This is a genomic window from Rhizobium sp. YIM 134829 (assembly GCF_046546455.1).
This window is the reverse complement of sequence record NZ_JBKHKI010000002.1, coordinates 378,933-404,693: the sequence shown is the minus strand read 5'-3', so window position 1 is coordinate 404,693 and position 25,761 is coordinate 378,933. Positions and strand designations below refer to the sequence as shown.

21 protein-coding genes are annotated in these 25,761 nt (G+C 66.3%); 12 read left to right on the top strand and 9 right to left on the bottom strand.

Annotated elements, in window-relative coordinates; genetic code table 11:
* Positions 1–14 precede the first annotated feature (14 nt).
* The gene (locus ACLE20_RS06785; RefSeq protein WP_410939492.1) at positions 15–893 is read right to left on the bottom strand and encodes an FCD domain-containing protein; all 879 of its coding nucleotides are present in this window, start codon (positions 891–893) and stop codon (positions 15–17) included.
* Between the two features lie 181 nt (positions 894–1,074).
* Here ACLE20_RS06785 and ACLE20_RS06780 point away from each other — a divergent pair, with 181 nt between their 5' ends.
* From ACLE20_RS06780 to ACLE20_RS06755, 6 genes are all read left to right on the top strand, one after another.
* Positions 1,075–2,580, top strand: a complete 1,506-nt coding sequence (locus tag ACLE20_RS06780; protein ID WP_410939491.1) for a UxaA family hydrolase — start codon at positions 1,075–1,077, stop codon at positions 2,578–2,580.
* A 54-nt stretch (positions 2,581–2,634) separates the two neighbouring features.
* Positions 2,635–3,654, top strand: coding sequence for an aldo/keto reductase (locus ACLE20_RS06775; RefSeq protein ID WP_410939490.1), 1,020 nt, complete (start codon positions 2,635–2,637; stop codon positions 3,652–3,654).
* A gap of 314 nt (positions 3,655–3,968) precedes the next feature.
* Complete coding sequence (locus tag ACLE20_RS06770) at positions 3,969–4,958, top strand: ABC transporter substrate-binding protein (protein ID WP_410939489.1); 990 nt, start codon at positions 3,969–3,971, stop codon at positions 4,956–4,958.
* Positions 4,959–5,073: 115 nt separating this feature from the next.
* Positions 5,074–6,642, top strand: a complete 1,569-nt coding sequence (locus ACLE20_RS06765) for a sugar ABC transporter ATP-binding protein (RefSeq protein WP_410939488.1) — start codon at positions 5,074–5,076, stop codon at positions 6,640–6,642.
* A 42-nt stretch (positions 6,643–6,684) separates the two neighbouring features.
* Positions 6,685–7,659 carry an ABC transporter permease gene (locus tag ACLE20_RS06760; protein ID WP_410939487.1) on the top strand — a complete coding sequence of 325 codons (975 nt, stop codon included), beginning with the start codon at positions 6,685–6,687 and terminating at the stop codon, positions 7,657–7,659.
* A gap of 31 nt (positions 7,660–7,690) precedes the next feature.
* Positions 7,691–8,710 (top strand): zinc-binding alcohol dehydrogenase family protein, encoded by a 1,020-nt coding sequence (locus ACLE20_RS06755; RefSeq protein ID WP_410939486.1) that lies wholly within the window; start codon positions 7,691–7,693, stop codon positions 8,708–8,710.
* Between the two features lie 4 nt (positions 8,711–8,714).
* On the opposite strand, the gene ACLE20_RS06750 is transcribed toward ACLE20_RS06755, so the two are convergent.
* Positions 8,715–8,963, bottom strand: a complete 249-nt coding sequence (locus ACLE20_RS06750; RefSeq protein ID WP_410939485.1) for a BON domain-containing protein — start codon at positions 8,961–8,963, stop codon at positions 8,715–8,717.
* 198 nt (positions 8,964–9,161) lie between these two features.
* On the opposite strand from ACLE20_RS06750, the gene ACLE20_RS06745 reads away from it, so the two are divergent.
* Positions 9,162–10,310 (top strand): fumarylacetoacetate hydrolase family protein, encoded by a 1,149-nt coding sequence (locus ACLE20_RS06745; protein ID WP_410939484.1) that lies wholly within the window; start codon positions 9,162–9,164, stop codon positions 10,308–10,310.
* Between the two features lie 52 nt (positions 10,311–10,362).
* Here the strand turns inward: ACLE20_RS06745 and ACLE20_RS06740 are convergent, their stop codons facing one another.
* The 6 genes from ACLE20_RS06740 to ACLE20_RS06715 all read right to left on the bottom strand — a co-directional run bounded on the left by ACLE20_RS06740 (position 10,363) and on the right by ACLE20_RS06715 (position 17,122).
* Positions 10,363–10,485, bottom strand: coding sequence for a hypothetical protein (locus ACLE20_RS06740; RefSeq protein WP_410939483.1), 123 nt, complete (start codon positions 10,483–10,485; stop codon positions 10,363–10,365).
* Between the two features lie 125 nt (positions 10,486–10,610).
* A complete protein-coding gene (locus ACLE20_RS06735) occupies positions 10,611–11,063 on the bottom strand; it encodes a DUF3429 domain-containing protein (protein ID WP_410939482.1) in 453 nt (150 codons plus the stop codon).
* Between the two features lie 10 nt (positions 11,064–11,073).
* The gene (locus tag ACLE20_RS06730) at positions 11,074–12,051 is read right to left on the bottom strand and encodes an NAD(P)/FAD-dependent oxidoreductase (RefSeq protein WP_410939481.1); all 978 of its coding nucleotides are present in this window, start codon (positions 12,049–12,051) and stop codon (positions 11,074–11,076) included.
* A gap of 29 nt (positions 12,052–12,080) precedes the next feature.
* Positions 12,081–12,401, bottom strand: a complete 321-nt coding sequence (locus tag ACLE20_RS06725; RefSeq protein ID WP_410939480.1) for a Dabb family protein — start codon at positions 12,399–12,401, stop codon at positions 12,081–12,083.
* A 174-nt stretch (positions 12,402–12,575) separates the two neighbouring features.
* A complete protein-coding gene (locus ACLE20_RS06720; RefSeq protein ID WP_410939479.1) occupies positions 12,576–15,950 on the bottom strand; it encodes a DEAD/DEAH box helicase in 3,375 nt (1,124 codons plus the stop codon).
* Between the two features lie 47 nt (positions 15,951–15,997).
* The gene (locus ACLE20_RS06715) at positions 15,998–17,122 is read right to left on the bottom strand and encodes an MFS transporter (RefSeq protein WP_410939526.1); all 1,125 of its coding nucleotides are present in this window, start codon (positions 17,120–17,122) and stop codon (positions 15,998–16,000) included.
* A 247-nt stretch (positions 17,123–17,369) separates the two neighbouring features.
* Here ACLE20_RS06715 and ACLE20_RS06710 point away from each other — a divergent pair, with 247 nt between their 5' ends.
* From ACLE20_RS06710 to ACLE20_RS06700, 3 genes are all read left to right on the top strand, one after another.
* Positions 17,370–18,221: an AraC family transcriptional regulator gene (locus ACLE20_RS06710; protein ID WP_410939478.1), complete on the top strand. Its 852-nt coding sequence runs from the start codon at positions 17,370–17,372 to the stop codon at positions 18,219–18,221.
* A gap of 102 nt (positions 18,222–18,323) precedes the next feature.
* Positions 18,324–19,124 carry an inositol monophosphatase family protein gene (locus ACLE20_RS06705; protein WP_410939477.1) on the top strand — a complete coding sequence of 267 codons (801 nt, stop codon included), beginning with the start codon at positions 18,324–18,326 and terminating at the stop codon, positions 19,122–19,124.
* A 64-nt stretch (positions 19,125–19,188) separates the two neighbouring features.
* On the top strand, positions 19,189–19,944 hold the full coding sequence (locus ACLE20_RS06700) for an SDR family oxidoreductase (protein ID WP_410939476.1): 756 nt from the start codon (positions 19,189–19,191) through the stop codon (positions 19,942–19,944).
* A 65-nt stretch (positions 19,945–20,009) separates the two neighbouring features.
* Here ACLE20_RS06700 and ACLE20_RS06695 read toward each other — a convergent pair whose 3' ends face one another.
* Positions 20,010–22,385, bottom strand: coding sequence for a glycoside hydrolase family 3 N-terminal domain-containing protein (locus ACLE20_RS06695; RefSeq protein ID WP_410939475.1), 2,376 nt, complete (start codon positions 22,383–22,385; stop codon positions 20,010–20,012).
* A gap of 364 nt (positions 22,386–22,749) precedes the next feature.
* Between ACLE20_RS06695 and tal the strand changes: the two genes are divergently transcribed.
* Positions 22,750–23,700, top strand: coding sequence for a transaldolase (gene tal / locus ACLE20_RS06690; protein WP_410939474.1), 951 nt, complete (start codon positions 22,750–22,752; stop codon positions 23,698–23,700).
* 362 nt (positions 23,701–24,062) lie between these two features.
* Positions 24,063–25,724, top strand: coding sequence for a ribulokinase (locus ACLE20_RS06685; protein ID WP_410939473.1), 1,662 nt, complete (start codon positions 24,063–24,065; stop codon positions 25,722–25,724).
* Positions 25,725–25,761 lie beyond the last annotated feature (37 nt).

Sequence of the window (25,761 nt, the reverse complement as noted above, 5' to 3'; positions counted from 1 at the left end):
AACGGGAAGGCCGTTCAAGGGATCGATTGCAGCAGGGTCTCGCGGGCGGAGCGCAGATGCTGGCGGCAGGCGGCCTCGACACGGGCGAGATCGCGGGTCTTCAAGGCAGCGATATAGTCGAGATGCTCTTCCAGCGCCCGCGCATTGCGCTGCCGGGCATTGGTCTTGTTCCACTGGTAGTGGTAGTGGAAGACGATCGAGATGATGTCGTAGAAATCGACGATGAAGCGGTTGCTGGAGGCGCGGTGGACCAGCAGATGGAAGCGCTCGTCGAGTTCGGAAAATTCCAGGTATCGCGTATCGATGGCCGATAGGAGGGCATGATGGACCTCCTCGATCGCCGCCAGCTCGCTCCAGGCAGCGTGGTCTTCCGGCAGGGCGGCGAAGCCCGCGGCCGAGCGCAGCTCGAACATTTCGCGCACGTCCGTCAACTCCAGCGCAAACTGGCGGGTGAAGCCTTTCAGCACCCAATGGCTGTTCGGACGCTTCTCGATCAGGCCGAAGCGGCTGAAACGGATCAGGAATTCGCGGACGGCGGTCGTGCCGGTGCCGATGTCGCGGGCAAGCTCCAGCTCGTTGATCTGCATGCCCGGCTCGGCGCCACCGGCCAAGATCCGGCGCATGAAGCTGCGCTCGATGATGGCGGAGAGCGAGTCCGTCTCCTCGTTCGGAAAGTAATCCTCCGCCTGCGGACCGCGCAGCTTCAGCTTCGCTCGCTTGTCCCAGGAGATCAGCCCGAGCTCCTGCATGCGGGCGAGAATGGCGCGCACCGTGGTGCGGCTGACGCCGAGGGACTGGCTCAGCTCCGGCTCGGAGGGCAGCCGTTCGGCCTCCGCCATGAGGGTCAACGCGCGGTTGAAGGCATCCTTGAAAACGGTGTTCTGCTTCGCCATGCCGGCCGGTCGTTCTTTCCGGTCACGAAGGACCTGTTGTCGGTGTCGCGGGCGGCGTCGTTGGCGCCCCGTCCGTTCCTCGCATGATACCCATTGACGGCCATCTGTCTATTGTGGATAAAAGACAAAAATGACGGTCACGTCCGAATGGCGGGATCGAAAGCAGAACAGGGAAATGCCGATGGGTGCGCCATCCTTCATCGTCCTGTCGCCGGACGACAATGTCGCCGTCGCGTCACTCGCCATCGATCCGGGCGCGCCGCTCGAAGCCGGCGTCGCCGCTGCCGAACGCATCGATCCCGGCCACAAGGTTGCGATCCGTGCGATCGCGGCCGGCGAGCCGGTCGTCAAATACGGCCAGGCGATCGGCCGCGCAACCGCGGCTATCGCGCCCGGCCAGCATGTCCACTCCCACAATCTGGAAATCGACAAGGATCGGCTGTCGATCGGCGCGCCCGTTCCGCCGGAAGCCGCCAATGCGAATGACCGCGCGCGTACCTTCCTGGGCTATCGCCGGGCCGACGGCCGCGCAGCGACGCGCAACTTCATCGGCATCATCGCCAGCGTCAACTGTTCCACCACCGTCTGCCGCGCCATTGCGGAGGAGGCCAATCGCACCATCCTGCCGCGCTACGAAGGGATCGACGGTTTCGTGCCGATCGTCCACGACCAGGGCTGCGGCATGAGCTCGACCGGTGACGGCATGAAGAACCTGCACCGGACGCTGGCCGGCTATACGCGCCATGTCAATTTCGGCGGCGTGCTGATGGTCGGCCTCGGTTGCGAGGTGAACCAGCTGACGCTCTATGGCCAGAGCGGGGCAGGGGCGGCCAAGCGCCACTTCAACATTCAGGATGCCGGCGGCTCACGTCGGGCGGTCGCTCGCGCGCTCGGCGTGCTCGAAGAGATCGCCGCGGAAGTGGGCACGGCGCGGCGCGAGCCGATCCCGGTCAGCGAGATTATCGTCGGCCTGCAATGCGGCGGCTCGGACGGGCTTTCCGGCATCACCGCCAACCCGGCGCTGGGCGTCGCTGTCGATATTCTGGCCGGCGCGGGCGGCACGGCGATCCTGTCGGAAACCTCGGAGATCTACGGTGCCGAACATCTCCTGCGCAGCCGCGCGGTCGATGAGGGCGTGGCCACCAAGCTCGACGGGCTCATCTCCTGGTGGGAGGCCTATGTCGCTCAGCATGGTGCCTCGCTCGACAACAATCCGTCGCCCGGTAACAAGCGCGGCGGTCTGACGACCATCCTCGAAAAGTCGCTCGGCGCCGTCGCCAAGGGCGGCCGCTCGCCGCTGACCGCCGTCTATCACTATGCAGAGCGCGTCACCGAGCATGGCCTCGTCTTCATGGATACGCCCGGCTACGACCCGGTGTCGGCGACCGGCCAGGTGGCGGGCGGCGCCAATGTCATCGCCTTCACCACCGGCCGCGGCAGCTGCTTCGGCTCGCGGCCCTGTCCCTCAATCAAGCTGACCAGCAATTCCGCGCTCTACCAGGCGATGGAAGAGGACATGGATATCGACTGCGGCACGATCGCCACCGGCGAGGCGACGATTGCCGGCATGGGGCGCGAGATCTTCGAGCTCATCGTCGAGACCGCCTCCGGCCGCAAGACCAAGAGCGAGCTGTTCGGCTACGGCGACAACGAATTCGTGCCCTGGCACCTCGGCGCCACGCTCTGACCGCCCAGGCGGCAGGCGCGCGCTCGAAAGCGACAGGACCAGCAGGAGAAGACGATGCAGACCCGCAAGATCGGCAATACGGCGCTGTCCGTTACCGAGTTCAGTTTCGGCACCGCGCCGCTCGGCGGCATGTATCGCGCCAGCCCGCGCGACGAGGCCATGGAGACGCTGCAGGCGGCATGGGACAGCGGCATGCGCTATTTCGATACCGCGCCCTGGTACGGCTTCGGCCTTGCCGAGCGCCGGGTTGGCGATTTCCTGCGCGAGCAGAAGAGCGGCAGCTATGTGCTCTCCACCAAGGTTGGCCGGCTGCAGCGTCCCGTTCCGGACGACCAGGTGCCGAGCTACGGCTTCGTCGATCCGCTGCCCTTCGAAACCGATTACGACTATTCCTATGACGGGATCATGCGTTCGGTCGAGTTCAGCTATGCGCGTCTCGGTCTGAACCGCATCGACATTCTCTTCGTGCATGACATCGGCGTCTACACGCACGGCGCCGAGCGCAATGCGGTCTATCTGCGGCAATTGCTCGATGGTGGGCTGAAGGCGCTGGACGAGCTCAAATCGAGCGGCGCCATCTCGGCCTATGGGCTCGGCGTCAACGAGATCGAGGTCTGCCTCGACGTGATGCGACAGGCGACGCTCGACTGCATCCTGCTCGCCGGCCGCTATACGCTGCTCGACCGCTCGGCGGTCGCCGAGCTCTTGCCGCTCTGCGAGGCGGCGCAGACCTCGCTCATTGTCGGCGGCGTCTTCAATTCCGGCATCCTCGCCACCGGGCCGGTGGAAGGCGCGCATTTCGACTATCTGCCGGCGACGCCGGAGGTGCTGGAAAAGGTCGCGGCCATGCAGGCGATCGCAGAGTCCCAAGGCGTGCCGCTTGCCGCTCCGGCCATGCATTTTCCGCTGCAGAACCCGCTGGTCGCCTCCGTCCTGCTCGGTACGGCGCGGCGCTCCAGCCTGGAGCGCAACATGGCACTGGTGGGCCATCGTCTGACGGACGAGCAGTTCGCAGCCTACGAGCCGCATACGCTCGTCGCCCCGCCGCTCGGCACGGAGGCTGTGCGCGTTTGAGACTCCTGACCGCACCCGTGTGCGGATCAAACGTTCCATTTTCACTTTTCGTGGAACGTTGGTGTCATTTTAGTTGCGTGAACCGGCCGTCCGGGTTAGCGTGTGAGCATAAATGCAGGTGGGAGGGGAGGTTGCCGGCGGCCGTTGGAGGCGGTGCCGGCAAGGATGGGGAGGAAATGAAAAAGCGTTTGCATTTCCTTTCCTTTGCAGTAGCTTGCCCCTCGTAAATGTTTTTTATCGATAAAGATCGTGCCGTCCGCGTCTTGCGGCATGATCAGGGAGAGACGTTCCCAAGACGTGTGGAGGAGAACAAAATGACCTTTCTGAAATCGACTCTCAGCCGTCGCGGCTTCACCAGCTTGGCTGGCGCTGCGCTCTTTGCCGCCATGATGCCCGCCGCCTCTATGGCGCAGGACGTCACCATCCCGATCATCGTCAAGGACACGACCTCGTTCTATTGGCAGATCGTGCTCGCCGGCGCCCGCGCGGCCGGCAAGGAGCTTGGCGTGAACGTGCCGGAACTCGGCGCGCAGTCGGAAGCCGACATCAACGGCCAGATCAGCATTCTCGAAAACGCCGTCGCTGGTAGCCCGGCCGCCGTTGTCATCTCGCCGACCGAATTCAAGGCGCTCGGCAAGCCGATCGACGAAGCCGCCAAGTCCGTGCCGGTCATCGGCATCGATTCGGCTGCCGACTCCAAGGCCTTCACCTCGTTCCTGACCACCGACAACACCCAGGGCGGCCGCATTGCCGCTGACGGCCTGGCGGCGGCGATCAAGGAAGCGACCGGCAAGGAAGAGGGCGAGATCGCCATCATCACCAGCCTGCCCGGCGTCGGCTCGCTCGACCAGCGTCGTGCCGGCTTCATGGAACAGATCCAGGCCAAGTATCCGGGCCTCAAGGTCGTGGCTGACAAATATGCCGACGGCCAGGCAACCACCGGCCTCAACATGATGACCGACCTCATCACCGCCAACCCGAACCTCGTCGGCGTCTTCGCCTCCAACCTGATCATGGCGCAGGGCGTTGGCCAGGCGATCGCCGAAAACAAGCTCGGCGACAAGGTGAAGGTCATCGGCTTCGACAGCGACGAGAAGACGGTCGGCTTCCTCAAGGAAGGCGTTCTGGCCGGCCTCGTGGTGCAGGACCCCTATCGCATGGGGTATGACGGCATCAAGACGGCACTCGCCGCCTCCAAGAAGGAGAAGGTCGAGGCCAATGTCGACACCGGCGCCAATCTGGTGACGAAGGCCAACATGGCCGAGCCGAAGATCGACGCTCTCCTGAACCCGAAGATCAACTAAGTCGGACGAGGGCGGTCGGCGAACCCGGCCGCCCTCTTCATCCTGAGCGATCAGCGAAACGTCCCCCGCAGCGCCCATCGCGCCGCGGCGCGGGCCGGTGCGAGTGGAGGTCTTCATGTCAGATGTGCGCGATGCCGGGATCCGCCCGGGCTCCGCTTCGGCCAAGCCGCGCGGGATCAAGATTGCCGGACATCCGGTCCCCAAGGGCCAGCCGATCCTGGAACTGCGCGCGCTGCGCAAGCTCTATGGCGCTGTCGAGGCCTTGAAGCCCGCCAATCTGACTTTCTTGTCCGGTGAGATCCACGCCATCGTCGGCGAGAACGGCGCCGGCAAGTCGACGCTGATCAAGCTCTTGACCGGCGTCATCCGCCGAACCTCCGGCGATATCCTCTGGTGCGGCGAGACGGTCGCGCTCGCCAGCCCGAACGAGGCCATCCAGCGCGGCATCAATGCCGTGCATCAGGAGGTGGTTCTCTGCCCGCATCTTTCGGTCGCCGCCAACATGTTCCTGGGCGACGAGATGGATTCCGGCGGCATCCTCAAGAAGCGCGCCATGACCGACGCGGCCCAGGCCGTGCTCGACGATCTGGGCTTCAGCCTGCCCGCGGCCGCGATGCTCGCCAGCCTGACGATCGGCCAGCAGCAGCTGGTCGCCACCGCCCGCGCCGCGATGCGCGGCACGCAATTTCTCATCTTCGACGAGCCGACCGCCTATCTGACCCGCCAGGAATCGGCGCAGCTCTTCCGCCTGATCCGCCGTCTGCAGGCGGAAGGCGTGACGATCGTCTATATCAGCCACCGCATGGAAGAAGTCTTCGAGCTTGCCGACCGGGTGTCGGTCCTGCGCGATGGCACCCATGTCGGCACGCGGCTGATCGGCGAGACCAATGATGCCGAACTGATCGCGATGATGATCAATCGCAGCCTCGATCAGGTCTATCACAAGGAGCCGATGACCATTGGCGCGCCGATCGTCGAGACGCGCGGGCTCTCCGGTCCCGGGTTCGAGGATGTCTCGCTCACCGTGCGGGCGGGCGAGATCGTCGGTCTCTACGGCCTGATCGGCGCCGGCCGCAGTGAGTTCGCCCTCGGCCTTTATGGCCGCGAGAAGGTCACGGCCGGCGAGGTCTATTGGGAAGGCCGCAAGGTCGAGATCCGCAACGAACGTCAGGCCATGGATCTCGGCATTGCGCTGGCGCCTGAAAGCCGGCGCGACCAGGGGCTCTGCCTCAACCTGCCGATCGGCCTCAACATCAACCTGCCGGTGTTCGACCGGCTGTCGCGCGGGCTGGCGATCAGCCGCAAGCGCGAGCACGAGAATGCCGACCGGCAGATCAATGATCTGAAGATCAAGACGCCGACGCGCCGCGTGCTCGCCTCCGCCATGTCGGGCGGCAACCAGCAGAAGATCGTCATCGGCAAGTGGCTGAGCCATGGCGCCAAGCTCTTCATCTTCGACGAGCCGACGGTCGGCGTCGACGTCGGCACCAAGGCGGAGATCTATCGGCTGATGGGCCGGCTTCTGGAGCAGGGTGCGGGGATCATCCTGATCTCCTCCTATCTGCCGGAAGTCTACGAGCTGGCCGACCGGCTGCATGTGTTCCGCCAGGGTCGCCTGGTGGCGAGCCATGATTATCGCAGTGCCTCGCATGAAGAAGTTCTGTCGCAGGCCATCGGCGTCTGACGCCGTGATCACGTGAGTTTTGAGAGTAAGGGAGGGCAAACCATGAGCGTTGAGACCGCAACGGAGACCGCGCGCGTGCCGCGCAAGGGCATGAACATCCTGTTCGGGCTGACCCTGCTCGGGCTCCTCTTGTTCCTGTGGCTGCTGCTGGGTCTCGCGACCGCCAGTTTCTGGACCCCCAACAATATCTCGAACCTGCTGCGCCAGGGCGCGATGACGGCGATCCTTGCGGTCGGCCAGACTTTCGTCATCATCACGGCCGGCATCGATCTTTCGGTCGGCGCGGTGGTGGGCTTCACGAGCGTTGCGCTCGCCTGGCTGCTCGCCCACGGCGTGCCGCTCTGGCCGGCCATGGCGATCACGCTGCTGATCGGCGTCGCGATCGGCGCCTTTCATGGCTTCGGCATCGTCCGCATGGGCCTGCCGCCCTTCATCATCACGCTGGCGACGCTCACCTCGCTGCGCGGCATCGGCCTGCTCATCACCAATGGCTCGACCATCTCGATCAGCCATGAAGGTTTCACCCAGTTCTCCCGTGCCGATTTCCTCGGCATTCCCAGCCTGTTCTGGATGGTGCTGGTCGTTGCGGTTCCCGCCTATGTCTATCTGCACCTGAGCCGCTGGGGACGCTATCTCTTCGCCGTCGGCTCCAATCGCGAGGCCGCGCGGCTCTCGGGCGTCAATGTCGATCGCACCATCTATGTCGCCTACATCCTCTCCTCCACCTGCGCCGCTTTCGTCGGCCTGCTGCTCGCCTCGCGCATCGGCATCGGTAACGCCACACAGGCGGAAGGCTGGGAGCTTCAGGCGATCGCCTCCTCGGTCATCGGCGGCACCAGCCTGTTCGGCGCGGTCGGTTCGGTCCAGGGGCCGCTTCTCGGGGCCTTCATCCTCGCTACCATCAACAATGGCGCGAACCTGATGAACCTCAACTCCTTCTGGCAGCGCATCATCACCGGCGGCCTCATCATCGTCATCGTCTATTTCGACCAGCTGCGCAGGCGCGGAAGCCGCTAAGCGCGCGCAAGAAGGTAAGGACAGCATCATCATGAAAGCGGCGATCTGCCAGGAGCCGGGGCGGCTCGAACTCTCCGAGCAGCCGGCCCCCGGCGCGCTCCAGCCCGGCTGGGCTAGGCTCGCCGTCAGCCATGTCGGCATCTGCGGCACCGATTACCACATCTACGAAGGCAAGCATCCCTTCCTCGCCTATCCGCGTGTCATGGGCCACGAGGTCTCGGCGCGGGTGATCGAGGCGGCGCCGGATGTGGCGATCGCGCCCGGCACGCTGGTGGTGGTCAACCCCTATCTCTCCTGCGGCCACTGCATTGCCTGCCGCAAGGGCAAGCCCAATTGCTGCCAGAGGATCGAGGTGCTCGGCGTTCACCGCGACGGTGCGCTCTGCGAGGAAATCCTGGTCCCGGCCGGCAACCTCTATCCCGCCGGCGATCTAACGCCGGAAGCGGCGGCGACGGTCGAGTTCCTGGCAATCGGGGCGCATGCCGTGCGCCGCGCCGCCGGCGCGCCGGGATCGCGGGCACTCGTGATCGGCGCCGGGCCGATCGGGCTCGGTACCGCGCTCTTCTCCCGTATTGCCGGCCATGAGGTAACGCTGCTCGATGCCAGCGCCGAGCGGCTGGCCATGGCGCGCGAGCATTTCGGCTTTGCCGAGGGCATCACCGCCGGGGCCGATACGCTGGAGCAGGTGCTGGCCGCGACGGAAGGCGATGGGTTCGACCTCGTCTTCGACGCGACCGGCCATGGCGGCTCCATGCAGGCGGCCTTTGCCTTCGTGGCGCAGGGCGGAACGCTGATCTTCGTCAGCGTCGTCAAGGACGAGATCCGCTTTTCCGACCCCGAATTCCACAAGCGCGAGATGACGCTGATCGGCAGCCGCAATGCGACGCGCGAAGATTTCGAGCATGTCATGGCGTCGATCCGCGCCGGTGCGGTGCCGGTCGACCGGCTGATCACGCACCGCACGACGCTCGATCAGGTAATCGGCGACCTGCCGCGCTGGGCACATGAGAAAACCGGGCTGATCAAGGCCGTCGTCCGCATTTCAGCCTGAAATGTCAGGAGGCGAGCATGATCTCGTCACGCACCTCGCAGCCGACAAGGCTGCGGGCGAGATCCACGGCACGGCGGCGCAAATCGTCGCTGCCGATCGTGCCGTCCAGCACCAGCGCCGAGCCGCTCTGGCGCACCACGATCTCCGCGTCGTCCAGATCGCTCTCGTAGAGCAGCGCCGAAGCGACCGAGGCAGCGGCGGCAGCGAGGTTGGGCGTGCGGGCGGCAGCGGAAGTAAACAGGCCCATGAACATGACGGTTGCTCCTTTTGAAGGAATCGCGATTCATTCTGTTCATCTGGCGTTCATCTTCGCACGATCCGCTGCCCGCGTCACCCCGATGACGCGGATGTGATCTCCAACGAATTGGACGTGGTTAAGGCGAACGGCCATAAGGCCGGAAACTATTTTAAGGCAGACGGGACAGCGCTGGCTGGCCCAAGGAGGATGAGCATGAGCCCCTACGAGATCTACCGGCAAGGAATCTTCGTCGGCCGGGTTTGGCGGGAGGATGTCGGCGGGCCGTCGCTCGTGACCCTGAGGAACGGGCAGGTCGTGGACGTGACCAGTCCCGCCGTGCCCACCATGCGGGACCTGATGGAGCAGCAGGATCCGGTCTCCTTCCTCGCCGACCATTCGGGCGAGACGCTGGGCGCCGTCGAGGACCTGCTGGAAGGGCGGTTTCAAGGCATCCGCCTGCTGGCGCCGGTCGATCTCCAGGCCGTCAAGGCCTGCGGAGTCACCTTTGCGCGCTCCATGCTGGAGCGGGTGATCGAGGAGAAGGCGGCCGGCAATCCGGATCTTGCTGCCAAGGTGCGCACGCGCATCGGCGCGCTGATCGGCGACAGCCTGCGCGACCTGAAGGCGGGCTCACCCGAGGCCGAGCGCGTCAAGGCGGCGCTGATCGAAGAGGGCGTCTGGTCGCAATATCTGGAGGTCGGGATCGGCCCGGATGCCGAGGTCTTCACAAAGGCGCCGGTTCTCGCTTCGGTCGGCCATGGCGCCGATGTCGGCATTCACCCGATCTCGCGCTGGAACAATCCGGAGCCGGAAATCGTGCTCGCCGTCGACAGCCGCGGGGCGATCAAGGGCGCGACGCTCGGCAACGACGTCAACCTGCGCGATGTCGAAGGGCGTTCGGCGCTGCTTCTCGGCAAGGCCAAGGACAACAATGCATCCTGCGCCATCGGCCCCTTCATCCGTCTCTTCGATGAGAGCTTCTCGCTGGACGACGTGCGGCAGGCGGAGCTTGAACTGACGGTCGAAGGGGAGGATGGCTTCGTAATGAAGGGTGCAAGCCGGATGAGCGAAATCAGCCGCGATCCGACCGATCTCGTCGCCCAGACGATCGGCGCACATCATCAATATCCGGATGGGCTGGTGCTGTTTCTCGGCACGCTATTCGCGCCGGTCGAGGATCGCGATGCTCCCGGTCAGGGCTTCACCCACCATGTGGGCGATCGGGTGACCATTGCCAGCGAGAAGCTGGGAGCGCTGACCAATCGGGTACGGCTGACGACGGAGTGTGCGCCCTGGAGTTTCGGCATCGCCGATCTCATGCGCAATCTGGCATCGCGCGGGCTGCTGAAGGTGGGGGCCTGAAGCGTCGGCCCCTCGACCCGGCGCCGCGGGACGCCGGCTTCATGGTCTTGGCTTAGAAGCCGCGCTGCTGGCGCTTGGCCGTGTCGCGCGGTGCGGCGTCGCTGCGGGGGGCAACAAAGCTGTCCCAGATCCGGCTGCGAACCGCGGCGGTCTGGAAGCTGTGCTTGGCGTTCATGGTCGTCTCCACTGTCTGTTGCGCCCCTTCTACAGAGATCCGCCAGAAAGTGGTGTGCGTTCTGCGCATCGCTGCTGCGCGGCAGCGGGAGACCGGGCGATGCCGGCTGATGTTCCGGTTGCGTGTCAACGAGCGATGATCATGAGGGCATAGGCACAGAGCACGATGACCGTCACCAGGCAGCGCAGGCGGAAATACCAGGCCTTTTGCCGGCCGGCGCGGTAGGCAACCGAATCGCAGCCAAGCAGCAGGATGAAGGCGCCCGCCTGGAGGAGAAGGGCAAGAAGAAGGGGCAGCGGAACGATCAGCGTCGCGAAGAGGACCAGTGCCACGGCATTGGAGAGTAGCAGCAGGAGAGCGACCTTGAGGCCGTGAATCTCCGCCTGCATCCAGATCGTGCCCGCCATGAAACTACCGATCACGGCGCCATAGGCGAGGAAGGCGTGGGCGAGGCTGCCGGGCGGAAGGTCTGCGAAGAGGCGCAGCTCCAGCCCGGCACTATGGCCGATCGCCAGAGCCAGAAAGGGCAGGGCGCCGAGGAGCGTCAGGGTCTGCGTCAGGCGCTTCGATCGGTCCATGCGGTCCTCCTCAGGATAAATCGGAAAGCGCTGCCGCGAGGCTCTCACCGCTCTCAAAGGCCGCCTCCACCCGGTTTGCCCGGCACCAGTCGCCACAGGCGGCAAGGCCCTGATCCGCATCGAGAAGATGCGGCAGGCCGGCGGGATGCTCGACATTGGCATAGCGCCAGCGGTGCAGGTCGAGCCAAGGCGGGGCCGAGAGGTCAAGGCCGGTCAACTCCTTCAGTGCCGCCAGCATCCTCGCTTCGATCGTCGCGCGATCCACCTCCAGATGCGCCTCCGCCCAGTCGTTGCGGCTATGCGCCACCCAGCTTTCGGCCGGACCGCGGCCGGGCTTGGAGGTGTTGCGGGCCAGGAAGGACAGGACCGGATGGTCGATCCGCGCGGCCTCGACCGGCAGATCGAGCGGGGCGACGAGGCCGACCATCAGCGTGAAGCAGCCGCTCATTCGGGCCGCGGCCAACGGGGCCTGCAGGGGCGACACCTTTGGCAAGAGGCGGGCGGCCTGAGGCGCGGGGACGGCCGCCACCACCACGTCGAACGGGCCGTGGGCCGCGCCGGTCTTGTCTCGCAGCGTCCAGCGCCTTGCGCTGCCTTCGATGGCTGAAATCTCCGTCTCTCGCCGCAGGTCGAGGCCCTCCGCCAGAAAGGCGGCAAGCCCGTTCATGCCGGGCGTCCCGACATAGCGCGGCTCGGAGGCGTGAGACGGTCGTTCTTCCCGGTCCGGCAGCCGGACGAGATCCACTGTCCAGGGTGCCACTGCTCCGGCCGCCTCTGCCGCAGCGACAAGGTCGCGGAAGGTCGGCGAGCGGGCGGTGAAATATTGTGCGCCATGATCGGCCTCGAAGCCGTCACGACTCCGATGGGCCATGCGCCCGCCGGGTCCGCGGCTCTTCTCGAACAGCGTCACCGCCGCCGTGCCCGCAAGCGCGCGGGCGACGGTCAGGCCGGCAAGTCCGGCACCTATGATCGCGATTCGCCTCGCCATCACGGCCTACTCCGTCCGGAGCGCTTGGATCATGCGCCGCTCACTTCGAGATCGAAGACCAGCACGCCCTCGACCCCGCCAGCGGCGGCCGCGACGATCAGGGCGCCAAGCCGGCGATGTTCATCGTCGACCAGATAGGCGTCGCGCGCGGCGGCATGGTCGAAGTCGATGATGAAGCCCTCGGCAAAACCCTTGTCCATTCCCGTTTCGGGAGAGACGTTCGGCCCGTGATGCACGGTCCGCATGCCGGCGACCCGTTCGCCGAGCGCGGCGATCCCGCGATAGATTTCGGCCTTCTCAGCCGGGGTGACGGCCGGACGGAAACGAATGAAGACGCAGTGTCGGATCATGATCTTATCCTTGGAAGAACGGGAAGCGTCCTCGAGCGAGCAGCGCCCTATACGATTCGGCAATCCGGATGGATCGCCACGGGATAAACGCTGCAGGACAGCGTATGTCGGCGCTCGGCGCTCATGGGGTGGCCAGGCGGTGTATTGCGCAGCGGCCCGCGCCGAATGCCGCGGTCAGTCCTGCGCGCCCGACAGGCCGAACAGGGTTTCCAGAAGCTCGAGCCGCGCCCCGCCGTCGGCGGTTTCCCGGGCGAGGAGCAGCCGGCCATCCTTCACCTTCAACGGCCCGCCCTGGCGCAGGCGCCGCGTGGTGGCGGCGGCCGGCTTGCGGGAGAAGCTGAAGGCGAGCGCCAGCGGGCCGCCGTCGATGTCGGTCATGCGGTGGGCGCCAGCCGCAACGGTCAGGCGCGCCAGGCGAAGCAGCGTCAGCACCTCCGGCGGGCACGAGCCGAAGCGATCCTCCATCTCCTCCTCGATCCGATCGACTTCGGAGAGGCGCTGCGCCTTGAGCAGACGGGAATAAAGCGTCAGCCGGACGGCGGGATCCGGCACATAGTCGTCCGGCAGGCGACCGTCGAGACCGATCCTAAGTGTTGGGCGCTGGAACAGCCGGTTGCCCACCGCGCGCTCGCCGCCCACGGCCGCGGCCAGCAGCTCCTGATAAAGGCTGGTGCCGATGACCTTCACATGGCCGGCCTGATCCTCGCCGAAGAGATCGCCGGTGCCGCGCAGGTCGAGATCCTGCTGGCTGATGGCGAGGCCGGCACCGAGCCGGTCGTTGGACACGAGCACGGAAAGCCGCGCCGTCGTCTCCTCCGACACCGCCTCGCCGGGGGGCGTGGTGAGATAGGCGATGCCCTGCATGCGGCCGCGCCCGACCCGGCCCCGAAGCTGATGCAGCTGCGCCAGGCCAAACCGCTCGGCATCCCAGATAAGGATCGTATTGGCGCGCGGCACGTCAAGCCCGCTTTCGATGATGTTGGTCGAGAGCAGGATATCGCCCTTGCCCTCCGCAAAGCCGACCATCACCTCGTCCACCTCCGCCGCCGGCAGCTTGCCATGGGCGATGCGGAGCGACAGATCGGGCACCAGCTCGCGAAGCAGCGCCTCGACCGTCGCCAGATCCTCGATCCGCGGCACGACGACGAAGGATTGCCCGTCGCGCCGCTTCTCCCGCATCAGCGCGGTGCGGGCTGTGGCGGGGTCGAAGGGGGCGAGGAAGGTGCGTACCGGGCGCCGGCGGGCAGGCGGCGTGGTGAGCAGGCTCACATCCTGAAGGCCGATCAACGCTTGTTGCAGCGTGCGCGGGATGGGCGTCGCGGTCATGACCAGCACATGCAGGCCGGGGCTCAAGCGGCGGATGGACGCCTTGTCCCGCGCGCCGAACTTGTGCTCCTCGTCGATGATCATCAGCCCCGGCTTGGCGAAGCCGACATCGCGCGCCAGCACTGCAGAGGTGGCGACGACGATATCGATGCTGCCCTCCTTCAGCGCAGCCTTGACGCGCTTCGCCTGGGCCGGCTTGACCAGGCGCGAGAGCAGGGCGACCCGCTTGCCCGTGCCGGCGAAGCGGCGCTCGAAGGTCGCCTGGTGCTGGCGGGCAAGGACGGTGGTCGGGGCCAGCACGATGACCTGGTGGCCGGAGAGCGCTGCGATGGCCGCCGCACGCAGCGCGATCTCGGTTTTGCCGAAGCCGACATCGCCGCAGATCAGCCGGTTCATCGGCCGGCCGGAGGCGAGATCGGCCCGCACCGCCTCGATCGCGGCAGACTGGTCGGGAGTTTCCGGGAAGGGGAAGCGGAGCGCGAAGCGTGCATAGGCCTCGCGCGGGGCGACGAGGGTGGGTGCGGCGGTGGCGGCCCGCTGGCGCGCGAGTTTGGCGAGCTTGCGGGCCGCCTGGTCGATCTCGCGCGAGACGATCGCCCGTTTCTTCGACCAGGCATCCGTGTGCAGCCGGTCGAGCGAGACGGTTTCGGGCGCCGAGCCATAGCGCCAGATCCGGCCGAAGTCGCGCATCAGCACGCGGACGGAGCTGTCGCCGTGATAGGTCAGCCGCGCCGTATCAGTGGCGACCCCATCGATCTCCACCGTTTCCACCGCCGCCAGCAGCCCGACGCCGTGATCCTGGTGAACGACGACATCGCCGACGGCAAGGTCCGGGTCGCGCAGCGTGGCGCCATTCTCGCCGGTCTCCGTCGCATGGCCGAAGAGATCGGCGGCGGCGATCACCGTCAGCCGCGCCTCGCGATCGATGAAACCCTTCTCGAGCTCGAAAGCACCCTTGAAGAGCGGCCCCTCATCAAGATCGGTGAAGCGCTCCACGGCCTCGAAGCGGTGTCCGAGCCGTTCCTCGAGGCGCTTGAGGAGCGCGGCCAGGCGCGGATGCCGGCCGGTGACGAGCACGCGCTGTCCCTTGTCCAGTTCCTCGCGCAAAAAGGCGCGCGGCGCTGCCGGCTCGGCCCGCATGTCCGGCAGCCGCTCGGCGCCGGGCAGGATGAAGGTCGCGACCGCATGGCGGGCGAGATCGGTCTTCCATTCCTTGGCGGAAAGATAAAGGGTCGATTGCCCCTCGCGCAGACCGCCGAGCTCGCATTGGGCGCTGCGCGCTTCGGCGATCGTGTCCAGCGCCGCGTCCAGCCGCGCGTCCATTTCCTCCGCCAGCAGCAGCCGGCAGGGCGGCAGCAGTTCGAGAACCGAGGGCAGCTGGCCATAATGGCGGAAGAGCGTGCGCTCCATGTCGCCCGACTGCCCTTCCTCACCATCCGAGAGCGCACCGATCAGCTCTGAGGCCGGGCCGAACAGCATTGTGTCGAGCGTCTGGACGCTGCGCTGCGTTTCGGGATCATAGACGCGCAGCTCCTCGACGATCTGATCCTCGGAGAGCACGATGCGCATCGGATGTTCCCAGCCGGCCGGGAAGATCTCGACCATCTCCTCGCGAAAGCTCACCTCGCCCGGCTCATCGACCACGCTGTCGGAGAGATAGCCGGTCTCCTCGGTAAAGCGCTCGAAGGCGGCGCGGTCGAAGGGCTTGCCGGTCTCGATCGTCAGCCGCGTCCCCCGGATCACGTCGAGCGGCGGCACGCGCTGAAGCAGGGCGTCAAGGGGCGCGATCAGGATGTGGCGGCTCTTGCCGGCCTCGTCCAGCCAAACCCGCAGCGCATCCATCCGCCGGCCCATGGCGCGGCGGGAAGGGAGGATTCGGTCATAGGGCAGGCAGTCCCAGGGCGGCAGCAGCACCGGGCCGCTTTCGGGCGCCAGCGCCTCCAGCGCCCGAGCGATCGCCATGGCGGTCGATTCGGTGCGCGCCACATAGAGGAGCGGCTGCCCGCTTTCGGCCAGCGCCCGCAAAAGCCGGGTCGCGATCAGGGAGGCGGAGAGGCGGAGCGGCGGGGTGGTGACAATGTCCGGAGCCGGCGGTGTCTGCGAAGGCTGAGGGTGCGTTTCGTCGATGGGAAGCGCGGTACTGACAGACGCTGCGGACACGGGAACCTCGAACTGGAGCCGGCAGGGCGGCACGTCGCCACCCTGCGCGAGAGGTTCATTCAATCATCCGGCGGCGCCAAAGTTCCCGCCGTCGAATGTCATCCACAGGCTTACGCGGTTCTCGCGCGCGGCAGCCGGGGCAGGAGCACGGTCAAGAGCCCCAGGAGCGGCAGGTAGGAGCAGATGCGGTAGACGAACTCGATCCCTTCCCGGTCGGCGAAGAGGCCGAGCACCGCCGCGCCGATGCCGCCGAAGCCGAAGGCAAAGCCGAAGAACAGACCGGCAATCAGCCCGACGCGGCCGGGCACCAGCTCCTGCGCGAAGACGACGATGGCCGAGAAGGCGGAGGAAAAGATGAAGCCGATCAGCACCACCAGCACCGAGGTCCAGACCAGGTTTGCGTAAGGCAGCATCAGCGCGAAGGGGATGACGCCGAGGATCGAGAACCAGATGACGACGCGGGCGCCGAAGCGGTCGCCGATCGGTCCGCCGAAGAAGACGCCTGTCGCGGAGGCGCCGAGGAACAGGAACAGCAGAAGCTGCGCATCCTGCACGCCGACGCCGAATTTCTCGATCGTGTAGAAGGTGAAGTAACTGGAGATACTGGCGAGGTAGGCGTTCTTTGTGGCGGTTAGGACCACGAGCACGGCCAGCGTGAAGAAGACCTGCCGGCGCGGCAGCGGGAAGGCGCGGCTGGCCGGCGGCCGGCCGGCCATGCTGCGGCGGTGGCGGGTGTACCAGACGCTGACGAAGGAGAGGATGGCGAAACCCGCGAGCGCGATCAGCGAGAACCAGCCGAGGCTCGCCTGGCCGTGCGGGATGACGATGAAGGCGGCGAGCAGCGGGCCGATCGCCGTGCCGGTATTGCCGCCGACCTGGAAGACAGATTGCGCGAGGCCGTGGCGGCCGCCGGACGCAACCCGCGCCACGCGCGAGGCTTCCGGGTGGAAGATCGCCGAGCCGATGCCGATCAGGCAGGCGCCGAGAACCAGGATCGGGAAACTGTTGGCGAAGGCGAGCGTCAGCAGGCCTGCACAGGTGGAAAGCATGGCGACCGGCAGCGAGAAGGGCATGGGCCAGCGATCCGTGACCACGCCGACGGCCGGCTGCAGCAGCGAGGCCGTGACCTGGAAGGCGAAGGTGAGCAGGCCGATTTGCACGAAATCGAGCGCATAGCTTTCCTTCAGCAGCGGGTAGAGCGAGGTCAGCAGCGATTGCATGATGTCGTTCAGCATATGGCAGATGCTGGCGGCGAAGATGATCGAGAAGGTGGTCTTCTCGAGGCTGACGCCGGCAGCGGCGCCGGGTACGGTGCCGGCAGCGGGCGAAAGCGGGGCGGGGGATACGACACTGGCCATGGGAGCTCCTCGGCTGAAGCCGGATGCGACGCAACGGTGCGAATGGCGTTCCTCTATCGTGATTGACGCTGGCCTGCTTTTGCGATCTGGTCGCATTCTTTCGTGAGTGGGCCAGATTTGCGCCATGACGTCCGATTATCGTCTCTCTTCTGCACCGCCCGATGGCGATGACCACCGTGCGAGCCTCCAGCGCATCGACGGCGCCAATGAGGCGGTCTATGCGCTCCGCCGCGTCTATCCGCTCGGTTACCGTTCGCCGCGGCACTCGCACCGCAAGGCGCAGCTTTGGGGCGCGCGGCGCGGCGTCGTCATGGTCTCCACCGCCGATGGTCGCTTCATGGTGCCGCCCGGGCACGGGCTCTTGATCCCGGCTGGGCTCGAGCATGGGTCGGAGGCGATGAGCGAGGTGGAGATGCTGTCGATCTACGTCTCGCCGCAGCATGGCGGAGTGGAGCGGCCGCGGGTGGTGGAGATCACGCCGCTCGCCCGCAGCCTGATGCAGGATCTGGTGGCAGAGGAGGGGCGCCCGCCGGACGCCAACCGCCAGCAGCTGGTCATGAACCTGCTGCTCGACGAAATCCCCCGCCTGCCGCACCGGCCGCTCGGCCTCCCGATCCCGAGCCATGATGGATTGGCGCGGCTCTGCCGCCGCTTCCTGAAGGCGCCCTCCGCCACCGAGAGCATCGATGACTGGGCGGCAGCCCTTGCCATCAGCCGCCGCAGCTTCACGCGGCTGTTTCGCGCCGAGATCGGCCTCAGCTTCGTCACCTGGCGCCAGCAGGCTTGCCTCTTCGCCTCCCTGCCGAAGCTCGCCTCCGGCGAGAGCGTCACCTCGGTCGCGCTCGACGCCGGCTATGAAAACATTGCGGCTTACACGACCATGTTCCGCCGCATGCTCGGCAGCCCGCCCAGCACCTATTTTCGCGACCGCTTTCAGTCGGCAGCGGCCGACGCTTCAGCGGCGCGCAAGCTCTGAATGATCTTGTCGGAGCCGGCGGCCGTGTTTTACAAACGTGGCCGAGGTTTTGGCAGGGCTGCCTTGGGGGAGGGGGCGGCCGACTCAGGGGGCTTCGCGCCGATGACGAGCATGAGTGACCGGCTGGCGCGCGCCACCGAAATTGTCGACGAGGCGATGGGCGCCGCGCTCGCCTTCTTTGAGGCGCGCGGCAGCATCGCGGCCCGCGCCAAGGGCGTGCAGGATTTCGTTTCAGAGGCCGATACCAGCGTCGAGCAGCTGATCCGCGCGCGTCTCGCCCAGCACTTCCCGGATGAAGCGATCGTCGGCGAGGAGATGGGTGGCGAGGCCGGCGAGGCCTATTGGATCATCGACCCGATCGACGGCACGACCAATTTCCTGCGCGGCTCGCCGCTCTTCGGCATTTCGCTCGGCTTCGTGCGCGCCGGCCAGCCGGAGCTCGGCGTCGTGGCGCTGCCGGCCTTCGGCGAGGTCTATTCCGCGGCTGCGGGCGAAGGGCTCTACCGCAACGGCCAGCCCTTCCAGCGCATCGTGCCCTTCGAGGAAATCCGAGTCCTGTCCTTGGGCGATAGCGCCGCGATCTATCTGGAAGAGGTGGCCGCGCTCAATCTCGGCCTCAGGCGTGCCGGCTTCGTGGTTGAATCGATCCAGTCCACCTCGGTCGGCCTTGCCTTCGCCGCCCGCGGCACCTTTGACGGCCATCTGCAGAAGCAGACCACCATGTGGGACCTGGCCGGTGGCGCCGTCATTGCGCGCGAAGCCGGGCTCGATGTCCGCATCGGCATCAAGACTGGCACCGAGAGTCCCTGGATCGCTGCCGCGACACCGGAGCTGATGGCGGCGACCGAGGCGCTCTGGCCCGAAATCTGCCTGCCGGCGCAGGAACTTGTGGCCGCGGAGTAATCGGCCTCTTGCCTTTCCATCGCTGCCGCTAGCTCTTGTCGCGGAAGGGTTGGTAGGGGGTTTCATGCGCATCCAGTTGTTTGACCTGACCGGTCGGCGGGCGCTGGTCACCGGCTCGTCGCAGGGCATCGGCCTGGCGCTGGCGCGGGGTCTCGCCGCGGCCGGGGCCGAGGTGATCCTCAACGGGCGCGATGCGGGCAAGCTCGAGGCGGCGCTTGCCGAGGTGCCGGGCGCCACCACGCTCGCCTTCGACGTGACCGATCACCAGGCAGCCCGCACCGCAGTCGACGGGTTCGAGGCGGAGACCGGGCCGATCGATATCCTGGTCAACAACGCCGGCATGCAGCATCGCGCGCCGCTGGAGGAGTTTCCGGCCGATGCCTTCGAGCGGCTGCTGCAGACCAACATCGCCAGTGTCTTCCATGTCGGCCAGGCGGTGGCGCGCCACATGATCGCCCGCGGCAAGGGCAAGATCGTCAATATTGCCAGCGTCCAGGCAGCCCTCGCCCGCACCTCGATCGCGCCCTATACAGCGACCAAGGGTGCCGTCGCCAATCTGACCAAGGGCATGGCGACCGACTGGGCAAAGTATGGGCTGCAATGCAACGCGATCGCGCCCGGTTACTTCGAAACGCCGCTGAATGCGGCGCTCGTCGCCGATGCCGCCTTTACCGACTGGCTGCAGAAGCGCACGCCGGCCGGGCGCTGGGGGCAGGTGGACGAACTCATTGGCGCCTGCCTGTTTTTGGCCTCCGACGCCTCCTCCTTCGTCAACGGCCATACGCTCTATGTCGATGGCGGCCTGACGATCTCGCTCTAGGAGCATTTCCAGCCGCAACATGGTCGCCTCGGCGTCGGACAACGTAGCGAAACAAGGTTCTAGCGTCAGGCGTCGCTGACGGTGAAGCGGCTCTCCATCCGCCAGTCCTCCGGTAGCGGCCGTGTTTCGCCGGTCAGCGTCACCGTCGTGCGCAGGCGGATGTCGGCGCTCGACGCGCCGACCATCAGGTCGATCTCGCCGGGCTCGACGATGCGGATGCCGCCCGGCCCGGTAAAGGCGAGCATGTCCGTCGGCAGGTGGAAGGTGACGCGACGGCTCGTTCCCGCCTCGAGATGGAGGCGGCCGAACCCTTTCAGCTCCTTGACCGGCCGGACGACGGAGGTGACGCGGTCGCGGCTATAGAGCTGCGGCACGGCGAAGCCCGCGCGGTCGCCCATGTTGCGGATCGTCAGGCTGAGCACGATCGTGCCGGTGGCCAGATCGACGCGCTCGTCGGCAAGCGACAGATCCTCATAGTCGAAGCGCGTGTAGCTGAGCCCATGGCCGAAAGGATAGGCGCTGCCGAAATGGCGGGCGATCGGTGTGCCGGCACTTTTGAGCTTGTGATTGTAGAAATAGGGCGCGGCGCCGGCGCTGCGCGGCACGGAGAGGGTCAGCCGGCCGGAGGGCTCGACCGCGCCGGTCAGTATGTCGAGAAGAGCGGGTCCGCCCTGCTGCCCGCCGAACCAGGCCATGACCAGCGCCGCCAGCTTCGGCTCCAGCCCGCCCAGCGTGTAGGGCCGTCCGGAGGTCAGCACCACGATCACGGGCTTGCCCGTCTCGACCACGGCTTCGAGCAGCTGCTGCTGCACGCCGGGCAGCTCGAGGCTATCCACGTCGGAACCTTCCCCGACCGTACCGGTCTGGAAGATGCCGGAGAGATCGCCGAGGAAGAGGATGGCGATGTCGGCGGCCTCTGCCGCCGCCACCGCCTCCGGAATGAGATCGAGCCTTGTGGAAAGCGTCGAGGCCTGGGCGAGGCTGGTGCTGTCGTCGACATCGCCGGGAAAGACCGGCGCGCCGAAGCGGCGCTCCTCGAGGATGTGGCAGCCCTTGGCATAGGTTACCCGGTTGGCACCATAGGCGGACTCGAAGGCAGCGCGCGGGGTCACCACCTCCCGCGTCGCCTCCACCTCGTCCTTGACGATCAGATGGACGGGGAAGGAATAGTCCCCGAGCAGCGCGAGCGGATCGTCGGCCGTCGGGCCGATCAGCGCAATGCTCGGCGTGCCCATGAGTGGCAGGATGCCGTTGTTCTCGAGGATCGTCACCGATTGGGTGGCGACCGTGCGGGCGAGCTCAACGGTCTCCGGCGCCTGCAGCGTCACGGCGTTCTCGTCGGCGTAAGGCTTCTCGAACAGGCCGATGCGGACCTTCTCGGTGAGGATCCGCCGGACGATCTCGTCGACGGTCTCGATCGTGATGAGGCCGCGTTTCAAAGCCTCCTCCAGATGCGTGCTGCAATCCTCGCCCGGCAGCTCGATGTCGAGCCCTGCATTGAAGGCAAGTGCGGCAGCCTCGGCGCGATCGCTGGCCACGCCATGATGCTGGTAGAGCAGGCTGACGCCGACATAATCGGCGACGATCAGGCCGTCGAATCCCCAGCGCTCGCGCAGCACCGTGGTCAGCAGGTGGCGGGAGGCGTGCAGCGGCTCGCCGTCGATATCGTGATAGGCCGGCATGACGGAGGCCGCCTGGCCGAGCTTCACCGCCATCTCGAAGGGCAGGAGGAAGGTGTCGTTTAACTCGCGCCAGCCGAGATGCACCGGCGCATGGTTGCGCCCGCCTTCGGAGAAGGAATGGCCGGCATAGTGTTTCAGCGTCGCGAGGAGATCGCGCTTCTCGCCCTGCAGGCCGCGCACATAGCGGGTGGCGAGCACGCCGACCAGATAGGGATCCTCGCCGATCGTTTCCTCCGTCCGGCCCCAGCGGGCATCGCGCGCCACGTCTAGAACCGGGGCGAGCCCCTGATGGCAGCCGATCGCTCTGGCCTCCACTCCGATCGCCCGGCCCACGGCCTCGATCAGCTCCGGGTTCCAAGTGGCGCCATAGGCGAGCGAGGAGGGGAAGAGCGTCGCTCCCCGCGCCATGACGCCGGAAAGGCACTCCTCATGCGACATGACGGGAATGCCGAGCCGGGTCTCCTCCAGCAGAAACTTCTGCAGCCGGTTGAGCGCCTTGACGCCCGCCACCGGGTCGATCGGCCGCGAGCCGAGCGGCCGGGTGATCTGGCCGAGGCCGAAGGAGAGGATGCGTTTCAGCTGGTCCGGATCGGTCGCACCCGTGAATTCGTCGGTGCGCACCGTGTGGTTGCCGTCTTCCGAGAGGATCAGCCAGAGCGCATGCATCTGCGCCGCCTTCTCGTCCAGCGTCATGCGCCCAAGAAGATCGGCCACGCGCACGTCCGGCGTCAGGGCCGCATTTCTGTAAGGCAAGGTCATGGTTCGTCTCTCCCGTTGTTCATCCAGGCCCGCAACCTTCTCCTCAGGCGCCTGGCCGAATTTTTGAGGAACGTACGTCATCTTCGTCGCCCAGACCAGCCGCCGTTCGCTGCTCCCGCCAATTCCGTCAGGCACCGATGACCTACGAGCTGAAGAAGCGGAGAGGATCGCGCGCCGTTCGAGCGTCTGCGGCAGACGCGGTGGACGACGAAGGAGCGCTTCCCGCCGCCGAGTCGAAATGCCGGTTTGACAACCATCCGCAAGCTTTGCCATACCCGTCGGCGAGCGTGAGAGGAGCGTGCAGGCGGGTTCAGTCCCGCAGCGGTGGTGCGCCCTCGTGAAAGGCAACAGGAAAGGCTCTCACATGTCCAAGCTTGAACAACTGCGCGCAATGACCACGGTCGTCGCGGATACGGGCGACATCGAGGCGGTGGCGCGCCTGAAGCCGGTCGATTGCACCACCAACCCAACCATCGTTCTCAAGGCCCTCAGCACGCCGCTGTTCGACGAGATCAACGCCGAGGCGATCCGCTGGGCGAAGTCGCAGAGCACCAGCGGCGATGCGCTGGTCGGTGCCGTCGCCGATCGCCTAGCCGTCTCTGTCGGCGCGGAACTGACCAAGCTCGTGCCCGGCCGCGTCTCGACCGAGGTCGATGCCGACCTGTCCTTCGACACGGAAGGCTCGATCGCCAAGGCCCGTCAGATCATCGCGGCTTACAAGGAGCGCGGCATCGAACGCGACCGAATTCTGATCAAGCTCGCTTCCACCTGGGAAGGCATCCGCGCCGCGGAAGTGCTGCAGAAGGAAGGCATCGACTGCAACCTGACGCTTCTCTTCAGCATGGCCCAGGCCGTCGCCTGCGCCGACGCCAAGGTCTTTCTCATCTCGCCCTTCGTTGGCCGCATCCTCGACTGGTACGTCAAGTCGACCGGCGAGAAGTACACGTCCGAAACCGATCCGGGCGTCGTGTCGGTTCGCGAGATCTATAATTACTACAAGTCGAACGGCATCGACACCGTCGTCATGGGCGCCTCGTTCCGCAATATCGGCGAGATCGAAGCGCTGGCCGGCTGCGACCGCCTGACGATCAGCCCGGCGTTGCTTGAAGAGCTGGACAAGGATCAGGGCACGCTGGAGCGCAAGCTCTCGCCCGACAACGTCAAGCCGGTCGACAAGATCGCGATCGACGAGAAGACCTTCCGCTGGATGCTGAACGAAGACGCCATGGCGACCGAGAAGCTCTCGGAAGGCATCCGCGCCTTCGGCAAGGACCTGAACGCGCTGCGCGATCAGGTTCGCAAGCGTCTCGCCTGAGTGCAGGCGAAGTGTTTCAAATTTCTGCCCAACCCGGCGTCCGCAAGGGCGCCGGGTTTTCTTTTTGCCCGCGGCGGCGAGGGTGGGGAGGGACCGGCAAAAAAGCCGCAGCACCCTGTTTACAAAAGTAATACGATATGATGTTTCTACGGCGCTGACGGGGTCGGCGCGTGGGAGGATAGCAGAGCGAGCGGAAATGCCAATGCGCCCTTTCGAGGAAAGGCGCGCGGGCCTTCTTGCCGTTTGGCGGTCTTTCGCAGCCCCGAGAGCGACGAACAAAGAGCGGACGACATCAAGGGACCGGTGACCGGCCCCGGTTGGTCGCAGGCGGCAGGTCCGCATCAGGCAGAGACGGAGCGTTCATGTTTACACTCGGCATCGACTACGGCACCAATTCGGTCCGTGCACTGATCGTGCGCGCCTCCGATGGCAAGGAATATGGCACCGGCGTCGTCGATTATCCGAGCGGCACGCAGGGCGTCCTGCTTGACGCCAACGACCACAATGTCGCCCGCCAAAACCCAGCCGATTACCTCTACGGCCTGGAGCAGAGCGTCGCCCGTGCGCTGACCGAGGCCCGCACCAAGCCGGACTTCGACGTGGCGAAGGTGGCCGGCATCGGCGTCGATTCCACCGGCTCGAGCCCGCTCCCCGTCGACAGCGCCAACCGCGCGCTCGGCATGGATCCGCGCTTCACGGACAATTACGACGCCCAGTGCTGGCTGTGGAAGGACCATACGAGCTGGCGCGAGGCCGCGCGGATCACCGAGATTGCCGCCGCGCATCGGCCCGACTATATCGCCATGGTCGGCTCCACCTATTCGTCGGAATGGTGGTGGTCGAAGATCTGGCGCTGCCTGAATGTCGCGCCCGAGGTTTTCGAGGCGGCTCATTCCTGGGTAGAGCTGGCCGATTGGCTTCCCTCGCAGCTCGCCGGCGTCACCGATCCGAAGGCCGTGGTGCGTGGCGTCTGCGCCGCCGGTCACAAGGGGCTCTACAACAAGAAATGGGGTGGCCTGCCGGACAAGGAATTCCTGTCCATGCTGGACCCCAAGCTCGCCGATCTCCGGGACCGGCTCTATGACGTGGCCTATGATGCCGCGACGCCCGCCGGCACGCTCAGCCCCGAATGGGCCGATAAGCTCGGGCTTCCCGCGGGCATCCCGATCGCTGTCGGCGCCTTCGACGTCCACTATGGCGCCATCGGCTGCGGTGTCGAAGAGGGCACGCTGGTCAAGGTTATCGGCACCTCCACCTGCGACTGCGCGGTCATTCCCGTCTCCAAGAATCCGGGAGATATTCCCGGTATTTGCGGCATCGTCGAGGGCTCGATCCTCCCGGGCTTCTTCGGCGTTGAAGCCGGCCAATCGGCCGTCGGCGATATCTTCAAATGGTGGGTCGAAGGCGTCTGTGGCGGCTCCGGCGCATTGCATGGAGAGCTGACGGCCGAAGCCAGCCGGCTGAAGCCCGGCCAGTCCGGCCTCTTGGCGCTTGATTGGAACAACGGCAACCGCACGATCCTCGTCGACCAGCGCCTCACCGGCCTGCTGCTCGGCCAGACGCTCTACACCACCCGCGCCGAGATCTATCGCGCGCTGGTGGAAGCCACCGCTTTCGGCGCCCGCGCCATCATCGAGCGCATTCGGGAGTACGGCGTCGCCGTCGATCGCGTCGTCTGCACCGGCGGCATTGCCGAGAAGAACCCGATGCTGATGCAGATCTATGCCGATGTCACCGGCTGCACCATGCTTGTCGCCGGCTCCAGCCAGACCTGTGCGCTCGGCGGCGCCATCGCGGCCTCGGTCCTCGCCGGCGCCCATCCGGATTTCGACAGCGCCAAGGCGGCCATGACCTCGCTGCGGAGCGAAAGCTATGCACCGGATCCGGAAAACCAGGCCGTCTACGAGCGGATCTACGGCCTTTACCGGCAGCTGCACGACAGCTTCGGCGGGCTGACCGCCTCGGCCGACCTCACACAGCTCATGAAAGAGCTGATCGACATCAAATACGCCGCGCACGCTTAAGCGCCGCGCGCTCACTGCCACTTGGAGCAAGGGTTGA

What these genes read in the sequence shown, in the direction of transcription:
- ACLE20_RS06730 (WP_410939481.1), bottom strand. Translation starts at nt 12,051, where the DNA reads ATGGCGAGGCGAATCGCGATCATAGGTGCCGGACTTGCCGGCCTGACC.
- tal (WP_410939474.1), top strand. Translation starts at nt 22,750, where the DNA reads ATGTCCAAGCTTGAACAACTGCGCGCAATGACCACGGTCGTCGCGGAT.
- ACLE20_RS06725 (WP_410939480.1), bottom strand. Translation starts at nt 12,401, where the DNA reads ATGATCCGACACTGCGTCTTCATTCGTTTCCGTCCGGCCGTCACCCCG.
- ACLE20_RS06785 (WP_410939492.1), bottom strand. Translation starts at nt 893, where the DNA reads ATGGCGAAGCAGAACACCGTTTTCAAGGATGCCTTCAACCGCGCGTTG.
- ACLE20_RS06705 (WP_410939477.1), top strand. Translation starts at nt 18,324, where the DNA reads ATGACGAGCATGAGTGACCGGCTGGCGCGCGCCACCGAAATTGTCGAC.
- ACLE20_RS06750 (WP_410939485.1), bottom strand. Translation starts at nt 8,963, where the DNA reads ATGTTCATGGGCCTGTTTACTTCCGCTGCCGCCCGCACGCCCAACCTC.
- ACLE20_RS06760 (WP_410939487.1), top strand. Translation starts at nt 6,685, where the DNA reads ATGAGCGTTGAGACCGCAACGGAGACCGCGCGCGTGCCGCGCAAGGGC.
- ACLE20_RS06765 (WP_410939488.1), top strand. Translation starts at nt 5,074, where the DNA reads ATGTCAGATGTGCGCGATGCCGGGATCCGCCCGGGCTCCGCTTCGGCC.
- ACLE20_RS06755 (WP_410939486.1), top strand. Translation starts at nt 7,691, where the DNA reads ATGAAAGCGGCGATCTGCCAGGAGCCGGGGCGGCTCGAACTCTCCGAG.
- ACLE20_RS06745 (WP_410939484.1), top strand. Translation starts at nt 9,162, where the DNA reads ATGAGCCCCTACGAGATCTACCGGCAAGGAATCTTCGTCGGCCGGGTT.
- ACLE20_RS06700 (WP_410939476.1), top strand. Translation starts at nt 19,189, where the DNA reads ATGCGCATCCAGTTGTTTGACCTGACCGGTCGGCGGGCGCTGGTCACC.
- ACLE20_RS06715 (WP_410939526.1), bottom strand. Translation starts at nt 17,122, where the DNA reads ATGCTGAACGACATCATGCAATCGCTGCTGACCTCGCTCTACCCGCTG.
- ACLE20_RS06710 (WP_410939478.1), top strand. Translation starts at nt 17,370, where the DNA reads ATGACGTCCGATTATCGTCTCTCTTCTGCACCGCCCGATGGCGATGAC.
- ACLE20_RS06735 (WP_410939482.1), bottom strand. Translation starts at nt 11,063, where the DNA reads ATGGACCGATCGAAGCGCCTGACGCAGACCCTGACGCTCCTCGGCGCC.
- ACLE20_RS06685 (WP_410939473.1), top strand. Translation starts at nt 24,063, where the DNA reads ATGTTTACACTCGGCATCGACTACGGCACCAATTCGGTCCGTGCACTG.
- ACLE20_RS06740 (WP_410939483.1), bottom strand. Translation starts at nt 10,485, where the DNA reads ATGAACGCCAAGCACAGCTTCCAGACCGCCGCGGTTCGCAGCCGGATC.
- ACLE20_RS06770 (WP_410939489.1), top strand. Translation starts at nt 3,969, where the DNA reads ATGACCTTTCTGAAATCGACTCTCAGCCGTCGCGGCTTCACCAGCTTG.
- ACLE20_RS06695 (WP_410939475.1), bottom strand. Translation starts at nt 22,385, where the DNA reads ATGACCTTGCCTTACAGAAATGCGGCCCTGACGCCGGACGTGCGCGTG.
- ACLE20_RS06780 (WP_410939491.1), top strand. Translation starts at nt 1,075, where the DNA reads ATGGGTGCGCCATCCTTCATCGTCCTGTCGCCGGACGACAATGTCGCC.
- ACLE20_RS06775 (WP_410939490.1), top strand. Translation starts at nt 2,635, where the DNA reads ATGCAGACCCGCAAGATCGGCAATACGGCGCTGTCCGTTACCGAGTTC.